This window comes from Haematobacter sp., from assembly GCF_032102465.1.
Lineage (GTDB): Bacteria > Pseudomonadota > Alphaproteobacteria > Rhodobacterales > Rhodobacteraceae > Haematobacter.
This window is the reverse complement of the sequence record NZ_DAMDHB010000042.1, coordinates 23,164-31,209: the sequence shown is the minus strand read 5'-3', so window position 1 is coordinate 31,209 and position 8,046 is coordinate 23,164. Positions and strand designations below refer to the sequence as shown.

7 protein-coding genes and 1 pseudogene are annotated in these 8,046 nt (G+C 67.1%); all 8 read right to left on the bottom strand.

The features are described from left to right. On the bottom strand, positions 1-464 hold a 464-nt coding region (locus RT513_RS18125), incomplete at its 3' end, for a MaoC family dehydratase N-terminal domain-containing protein (RefSeq protein WP_409518428.1). Then, on the bottom strand, positions 464-1,024 hold the full coding sequence (locus RT513_RS18120) for a TRAP transporter small permease (RefSeq protein ID WP_290685798.1): 561 nt from the start codon (positions 1,022-1,024) through the stop codon (positions 464-466). The genes RT513_RS18125 and RT513_RS18120, both read right to left, overlap by 1 nt. A gap of 12 nt (positions 1,025-1,036) precedes the next feature. After that, positions 1,037-2,347 (bottom strand): TRAP transporter large permease, encoded by a 1,311-nt coding sequence (locus RT513_RS18115; protein WP_290685801.1) that lies wholly within the window; start codon positions 2,345-2,347, stop codon positions 1,037-1,039. A gap of 233 nt (positions 2,348-2,580) precedes the next feature. Beyond that, positions 2,581-3,672 carry a TRAP transporter substrate-binding protein gene (locus RT513_RS18110; RefSeq protein WP_290685804.1) on the bottom strand — a complete coding sequence of 364 codons (1,092 nt, stop codon included), beginning with the start codon at positions 3,670-3,672 and terminating at the stop codon, positions 2,581-2,583. A gap of 162 nt (positions 3,673-3,834) precedes the next feature. Then, positions 3,835-5,382, bottom strand: coding sequence for a class I adenylate-forming enzyme family protein (locus tag RT513_RS18105; protein WP_290685807.1), 1,548 nt, complete (start codon positions 5,380-5,382; stop codon positions 3,835-3,837). A 105-nt stretch (positions 5,383-5,487) separates the two neighbouring features. Next, positions 5,488-6,225, bottom strand: a complete 738-nt coding sequence (locus RT513_RS18100) for a FadR/GntR family transcriptional regulator (RefSeq protein ID WP_290685817.1) — start codon at positions 6,223-6,225, stop codon at positions 5,488-5,490. A 79-nt stretch (positions 6,226-6,304) separates the two neighbouring features. After that, positions 6,305-6,416: pseudogene (locus RT513_RS18095) on the bottom strand (acetyl-CoA C-acyltransferase); the annotation flags it as partial. Between the two features lie 484 nt (positions 6,417-6,900). Continuing rightward, complete coding sequence (locus tag RT513_RS18090; RefSeq protein WP_290685820.1) at positions 6,901-8,043, bottom strand: CaiB/BaiF CoA transferase family protein; 1,143 nt, start codon at positions 8,041-8,043, stop codon at positions 6,901-6,903. Positions 8,044-8,046: the final 3 nt, after the last annotated feature.

Here is an 8,046-nt window from a genome sequence, read left to right as displayed (position 1 = left end):
GGGACCGGCGCGGGATGGCCCGTGCCGCCGATGCCGCCGTCGCCGCGGAAGAAGACCCGGTTCGTCACCCGCGCAAGCCGCGCGCCGGTCGCGGCGTCGAGAATGTCGCGCTCCACCACCACGATGGCGCCGCGGCCCTCGCCCTTGTCATGCACCTCGGCGATGCGAGGGGCGGCGGTCACGCGGCCGGAGGCGGGCAGCGGACCGTCCAGCTCGATCCGCTCCGACCCGTGCAGGGCGCGCGTGCCGTCCAGCAGCCCGGCGGGGTCGCAGAGCCAGTCCGACACGTTGCACAGCACCGTCGCCATGGAAGGCAGCGCGACCAGCCCGCGCTCGCAGACCAGCGGCAGCTCACCCGCCCCCGCCCCGCAGCCGAGCGCATAGAGGATGGTGTCGCGCGCGTCATAGCTCCGCTCCAGCCGGCCGAAGTCATGCGCCAGCAGCCGGTCCAGCCGTACGGACATCAGAGCGTGTCCGGCGGCGGCGCCACCTGTTCCACCGCCACGCGGCGCCCGCGCACCACCTGCACGTCACGCCAGACGAGGCGCAGCATCTCCACCATCATCAGCCCGAAGGCGAGCGGCATCATGATCGCGATGGGCCACAGCGGCCATTTCTCGACCCCGATCATCACCGTGCGGTTGCTGGTGATGCCGCGCTCGACGAAGAGCCAGATGAAATACATCAGCACCGCATAGACCGCCAGTTCCACCACGCCGACGAAGACCGCCACCGCCGCCCGCTGCCGCGCGGACATGGCGTAGCCCATGAACAGCTCCAGCTTCGGGAACATCCCCTCCCGGTGCGCGAGGGGGAGCGCCCAGAACACCATCAGCGGAAAGAACACCCGCTCGATCATGTTGTAGACGCCGGGGATGAGGTCGGTGTGCAGCACATACCGCCCCACCACGCTCGACACCGTGAGCAGCATGATGATGAGCAGGCTCAGCCCCGATCCCACCGCCGCCAGCCCGTATTCCGCCGCCCAGAGCGTGCGCCAGAACCGGTTCACATGTTCAACCATTTCCGCCTCCGCTCAGTTCAGGTGGCTCGGCAGCCAGGTGACGATGCCGGGGACAAAGACCATGGCCAGCACCACGACGATGGCGGCGACGGTGGCGAATTTCAGCGCCGGGCGGAACACCGCGCCCGGCGTGACATTGGCCGCGACCGCCGCGGAAAACGCCACCAGCCCCACCGGCGGCGTCAGCAACCCCAGCGAGATGACGAAACAGGCCATCACCCCGAACCACACCATGTCTATGCCCGCCGCCTCCAGCATCGGCTGGATCAGCGGGATGATGAGGATGATGCAGGTCACCTCCTCCAGCGCCATGCCGGCCAGGAACAGCACCACCATCAGCACGATGAGGAGCAGGACGGGATAGGCCTGCAACGGCTCCGTCAGGTCCACCAGCAGCCGCGGCACCCGGCTGATCGACATGAAGCGCGAAAAGATCTGCGCGGCCATGATGATCATCAGGAGCATGGCCGACACCTTGGCCGCATCGACCAACCCGTTCAGGATGTCCCGCACCCCGATCCGGCCCATCAGGATCACGCCCACCATGGCGGTGAAGGCACCGAGGCCGCCCGCCTCGCCGACCGTCACCACGCCGCCGTAGATGCCGCCGAAGACGATGGACATCAGCCCCGCGACGAAGGCCAGCGAGATGAAGGCACGGCGCATCTCGGCCGGATCCTCCGCCTCCAGCGGGGGCGCGCGGTCGGGCACGCCGGGTTTGACCTGCCCCATGAAGCGCAAACAGATGATATAGACCGCGATGCACAGGATCGCGGGCCCGATGGAACCCATGAACAGATGCCCGATCGGCACCAGCGTGATGGAGCCGTAGATCATCAAGAGCAGGCTCGGCGGGATGATGGCGGAGAGCGAGCCGGAGATGGCCGCCAGCCCGGCGGAAAAGTCGCGCGTATAGCCCACCCGCTCCAGCTCCGGCCCCGCCAGCCGGGCCAGCGCCGCGGCGGAGGCGGAGCCGGACCCCGAAACCGCGCCCAGCAGCCCGCCGGTCAGGATCGTGGCGACCCCCAGCGGAAAGCGGCGGTATCCGGCAAGCTTGTGGCCCACACGGAACAGATCGCCCACGATCCGCCCTCGCACCAGGATCTGCGCCATGAGCAGATAAAGCGGGATGATAGAGAGCGGATAGCTGGAGGCGGAGAAGAACACGTCCTGCCCGATGATGCCGAGCAGCGTCTTCGGCCCCAGCCAGAGCGCCAGCCCGGCAAACCCCGCGCCGAGCATGACGGTCGCGACCGCCTGCCCCAGCATCAGGAAAAGCGTCACCCAGAGGATGACGAACGCAAAGATCAGTCCATGGTCCATCGCGGGTTTCCTGAACGGGGGGTCAGTGGAAAATCGGGAAAGGCGCTGCGCCGTCCGTGTGGTGGACGCGGCGCCGAAGGGTGCGGGCGGGACGGCCGCCAGACCGCCGCGGAAGGCCGGTCATCCTACCTGCCGCAACGGCAGCGCGGAGGCGGCCATCCTGACCATCGCGCGGCGGATGACCGCCACAGGTCAGCCCCCGCGCCCCGCCGGGGGCGTGGGGCGCACGGGCATCACAGGTTCAGATATTCGGCCACGCCCTCGGGCAGCTTGCCGCCTTCATCCAAGATGATGCGGGCATAGAGCGAGGCGGTCGCGCGGGCGGGATGGCCCTCGCCCTCCAGCTTCTCGATCCAGGTCTTCCATGTGCTGGCCCCGGCGGCTGCGATATAGTCCTGCATCGCTTGGGAATACTCGGTCACGGGGGTGAACTTTGCCCCGTACTTCTCGATCGAGTCCTTCTTCACCGTTTCCAGCCGCTGATCCCAGACCAGCGAATTGTTCTCGGCGGCCTTGCGGGCGGCGGCGTCGAAGGACTTTTGCGTGTTCTCGTCCATCTGGTCCCAAGCCTCATTGCTGATCGCCAGGTAGCTCTCCCAGTGGCCGATGGAGACATCCGTGATTGTGTTCTTCATCAACGCTTCCAGCGAATAGGCCGGCCAGTCGGAGATCGCCAGCACGAGCCCGTTCACGGTTCCCCGCGACAGCGCCTCATAGACGTTGGAGGCGGGCATGGTCACCGGCGTCGCACCCAGTTCGTTCAGCACCAGCGTGTGGATGGCCGACCCGGCGCGCAGCGGCATGCCGCGGAAATCGGCCGGCTCCACCAGCGGCGTTCCGGCTGTCGCGATGGAATAGGCAGAGGTCGCGCCGACGGCCCAGACGCGGATTTCCTTCGGCTCGATCTCATACTGGTAGAAGGTCTTGCCGTCGGCCAGCACCACATCCGAATCGAGCAGCTTCTGGAAGGCGCGCGTCACCATCGGGCTGTCGGTGCCATAGGTCGGCAGTTGCGTCACGTCGGACAGCGGGAAGGCGCCCTCGTGATAGGGCGCCAGCAGCGGTGCCGCGATCTGGATCGTGCCGCCCTGCAGCGCGTCCAGTTCCCGACCCACCCCGGTCAGTTCACCGGCGAAGAAGGGGGTGAAGGTCACGGAACCGCCGGAGCTTTCTTCCATAAGTTTCATGAAATCCACCATATGCCCGCCGGTCCACAGATGAGCCTGCGGCAGCGAGGACGAGATGATGAAGTTCTGCGCCATCGCAGGCGCCGTGAAACCAGCGACCGCGACAGACGCTGCCAGAGCGTAGAAATGCCGTTTCATGTGTATCCTCCCCGTTTCGGCAGGGGCTCCTCTCCCCCGCCGCAATCCCCTCGCGGTGCTGGCCCGCGTGCCGATGATAGAACCGTTCGGCAGAGCTTCTGTCAACTCATCTGTCCGACAATTCGACTGTCGGCCAAGATAGCCGGGATCAGCCAGCCAGGATCAGACAGCGTCGAGCCGCGCGCGCAGGACCTTCTTGTCGATCTTGCCGTTGGCATTGCGCGGCAGCGGGTCGGGCGACATCTCCAGCGTCTCCGGCACCTTGTAGTCGGAGAGCCGCTCCTGGCACCAGGCGAGGATCTCCGCCTCCGTCGCCCCCGTCCGCAGCATGAGCACCGCGTGGACGCGTTCGCCCAGTACCGGGCAGGCGCGGGGCACCGCTGCCGCCTCCACCACCGCCGGATGGTCGGTCAGCACATTTTCCAGCTCCGCCGAATAGATTTTCAGCCCGCCGCGGTTGATCATGTCCTTGGCGCGATCCAGCACGCTGACGAAACCCTCCTCATCGGCGACGCCGATGTCGCCGGACCGCCAGAAGCCACTCGGAAAGGCCGCCGCCGTCGCCTCCGGGTTGTTCCAGTAGCCCAGCGTCACGTTGGGACCGGAGAGCCAGATTTCCCCCGGCATCCCCGTGGGCTGTTCGCGCCCCTCATCATCCATGATCATCGCGCGGGTACCGGGCAGCGGGCAGCCCACCGTGCCGCGCTTGTCGATGGCGCGGTCGGGCGGTGTTATCAACTGCGCGACGATGCTTTCCGTGGCGCCGTAGCAATTCGCGAATGCGATGCCGGGGATCGCGGCGGCCAGCCGGCGTATCGTCGGCTCCGGCATCGGCGCGCCGCCATAGGCCGCCATGCGCCAGCTTTTCAGATCGCGCGTGGCGAAATCCGGCTGCAACAGGCAGAGGTTGTACATCGCGGGGACCATGATCGTATAGGTCATCCGCTCCGCCTCCGCGAGGTCGAGGAAGGCCTTCGCCTTGAACCCCTCCATGCAGATGAGCGTGGCGCCCGCGCGGAACGACACCGAGATCAGCCCGGCGATGCCGGTGACATGGTTGAACGGCACCGCGATCACCGCGCGGTCGCCCGGCTTCAACCCAAAGGTCGCCTCGTAGAACATCGCCGAATGGATCAGCGACATATGGGTCAGCATCGCGCCCTTGGGTTTGCCGGTGGTGCCGGAGGTGTGCAGGATCAGCGCCACCTCCTCTTCCCCCGGCAGGTCGGCGGGCAGCGGGCCGTCGCCCTGCAAGGCCTCATAGGCCATGGCCGTCGCGCCCTGCGGCAGCAAATGCGCAAGGTCGGCGTCATGCACCACCAACCGCGCGGTGGTATTGGCGATCACATAGGCCACCTCCGGTACGCTGGAGCGGATGGAAACCGGCACCGCGATAACCCCCAGCCGGAACAGCGCGAAAAGCGTGACGATGAACCGCGGATGGTTGCCCATCACCATCACCGCCCGGTCGCCCCGCGCCAGCCCTTGGGCGGACAGCGCCCGCGCCGTCCGGTCCACCTGCTGCGACAGCGCGGTCCAGCTCAACCGCTGATCCCCCACCACCAGCGCCTCGCCATCAGGGTCGCGCGTGACGGCCTCTGCCAGCAGATCGTACAGATTACGTGGCCGGTCGGTGAAGCATTCCACCACGCGGGACCCATAATGCCATTCGTGCCGCATCGGGGGGAAAAGTCCCCTGTCCCAGCTCATGCAAATCCTCCCCTGCCGGACGCTCCTCAGCGTCATTTGTCCGACAAGCCAACAATTCCGGTGGGCAGCGGGCTTGTCAAGCGGCTTGGAGCCGGTGGGCGGAAACTAGGACGCGGACGAGGAGGAGATCGGGTCGTCGATGGTCAGCCCGGCCATTTCCCAGCCCTTGAGCAGGTCGCGGATATGACGTTCCATCCACAGCCGGGTGCGTTTGGGGTCCCGCGCTTCGACCCCCGCAAGGATCTGGCGGTGCGCTTCCAGATTGCGCGCGGGCGCCTGCGGAACGTGGCGGGACAGCTCCAGATAGGGGCGGAAGAGCAACTGCCCGATCGGCTCCCGCGACAGGACCATGGCGCGGTTGCCGGTGCATTCCGCCAGAAGGGTGTGGAACTCGGTGTCCAGCCGGTCGGTGGGGCCGCCGTCGGCCACAATCTCCGCTGTCTGCGCGACATTGGCGCGCAGTGCGTCGATCTGCGCCTCCGTCGCCCGGTCGGCCGCTTGCGCGGCAACAACGGGTTCCAGCGCCTCCGCCACCTCCCAGAGTTCACGGAACGTCACATCATGCATCAGCAACGCGCGTTCCATGCGGGGGGAGATGTTCTCCTGCCCCGGAATGGTGATGAGCAGCCGCTTGCGCCCCTCCCGCCGCAGCATGCCCTCCGTCTCCAGCTGGCGGATGCCTTCGCGCACGGTGGACCGGTTGACACCGAAGCGGGCGGCGAGGTCGGTCTCGCTCGGCAATTGCTCACCGGGCTTCAGCTGTCCCTCCAGGATCAGCCGCTGCAACTCCTCGGAGACGAGCTGATAGGCGGGCGGGATCTTCAGCTTTGCGATTTCGACCATGCTGGCTTCCGGCTATGACATCGCGCCTGCATAGGATATTTGTCGGACTGTGGGAAGGAACTACAAAAGCTCGGTCGCCGCTGCCCGTCGGAGATAGAAGAGGAATTGGCCGCTGTCACTGCGCCCTCCTTGCGGAAAGCGGGTTTCAGCAACGGGATCTTTTCCGGGCGCGCCCTTGCAGGTTGCTGGTTACAAGTGATCGTCCGCGTTTTGTGGCGCGAAGGCCCCTCTACCGGCAAGCCATCCCGTTTCTGCTTCCAGCGCCGCGCGAGCCCTGCCGGCGGATTGCGCCATGATATCGATCCGCCCGCCTTCGGAATTGGAATGCGATGGCCCTCCCGCTCCTGCCCAGGCAGCTTGGCGGCGGGCACCTCTACCCCCTCCAGCGCGCGCGGTCTCGGAAAGGTGCTGGCGGTTTTCTTCGCCATCGACGTCATCCCGGTATGGTCGGGGAGACAGGAAAGACGCCCCGTTGCCGCGAGGGTCACAGGACTCACCCCGCCGACCGCAGGTGCAGCAGGCCAACGACATTCCAGACGGCACGGCCACTAGGGCTTCACCCCCTGTTTTGACGTTGACGGCTCTGCTCCCGCCATGACCGGGCAGGCGGGAGCAGTATCTTTGTTGAGATCGGTTTCGCGGGGGGAACCGCAAGCGGCCAACCGCGCCAAACGTTTACGCGATGGCGCCGGAGGCCCTCAAAGCCGCGATCCGCTCCGGGGAATAGCCCAGATCCCGCAGGGTAGCAGCGGGATCGGCGGCGGGATCCGCCATGGTGGGCGCCACCACCGCGCTTTCGGAATAGCGCGGCGCGGGCATCGCCTGAACCACACCGCCAACCGTGGTGAACGTGCCGCGCGCCCTGTTGTGCGGATGATCCGGTGCCTCGCTCAGCGACAGAACGGGGGCAAAGCAGGTGTCGTGACCGCCCAGCAGCGCCTCCCATTCATCGCGGCTGCCCTGGCGGAACAGAATGGTCAGGCGGGCGCGCAGATCCTCCCAGCCGGCGCTGTCCATCTGGCGGGCAAAGGCGGGGTCATCGGAAAGCCCCAGAAGCTCCAGCAGCTTGGCATAGAACTGCGGCTCGATCGCGCCGATGGAGACATAGCGGCCATCCGCTGTCTCATAGGTGTCGTAGAAATGCGCGCCGCCGTCCAGAAGGTTGACGCCGCGTTCATCCCGCCAGAAGCCCATCGCCTGAAAACTGTGGAACATGGAGAGCAGCACCGCCACCCCGTCGGTCATCGCCGCATCGACGACCTGCCCCCGCCCGGTGTCGCGCGCCCCGATCAGCGCCGCCAGCATCCCGAAGGCCAGAAACATCGCGCCGCCGCCGAAATCGGCTACGAGGTTCAGCGGGATCACCGGCTTTTCCCCGGCGCGGCCGATGGCATGGATCGCCCCGGTCAGCGCGGCGTAGTTGAGGTCATGCCCCGCCCGCGGCGCCAGCGGGCCGGTCTGGCCCCAGCCGGTCATCCGCCCGATCACCAGCCGCGGGTTTTCGGCCAGCAGCACCTCCGGCCCCAACCCCAGCCGCTCCAGCACGCCGGGGCGATAGCCCTCGATCAGCCCGTCGGCGCCCCGCACCAACTCCAGCAGCAGTGTGCGGCCCGCCTCCGATTTCAGATCGAGCGTCAGCACCTTGCGCGAGCGCAGCAGCACATCCTTGCGCGGGTCGCTTTCCGGTCCGGGGGGCGTGCCCCTGCGCTCCACCCGGATCACCTCGGCGCCGTGATCGGCCAGCATCATCGCGGCGAAGGGGCCGGGGCCGATTCCGGCCAGTTCGATGATGCGGATCCCGGAAAGTGGCGGTTTCATCTG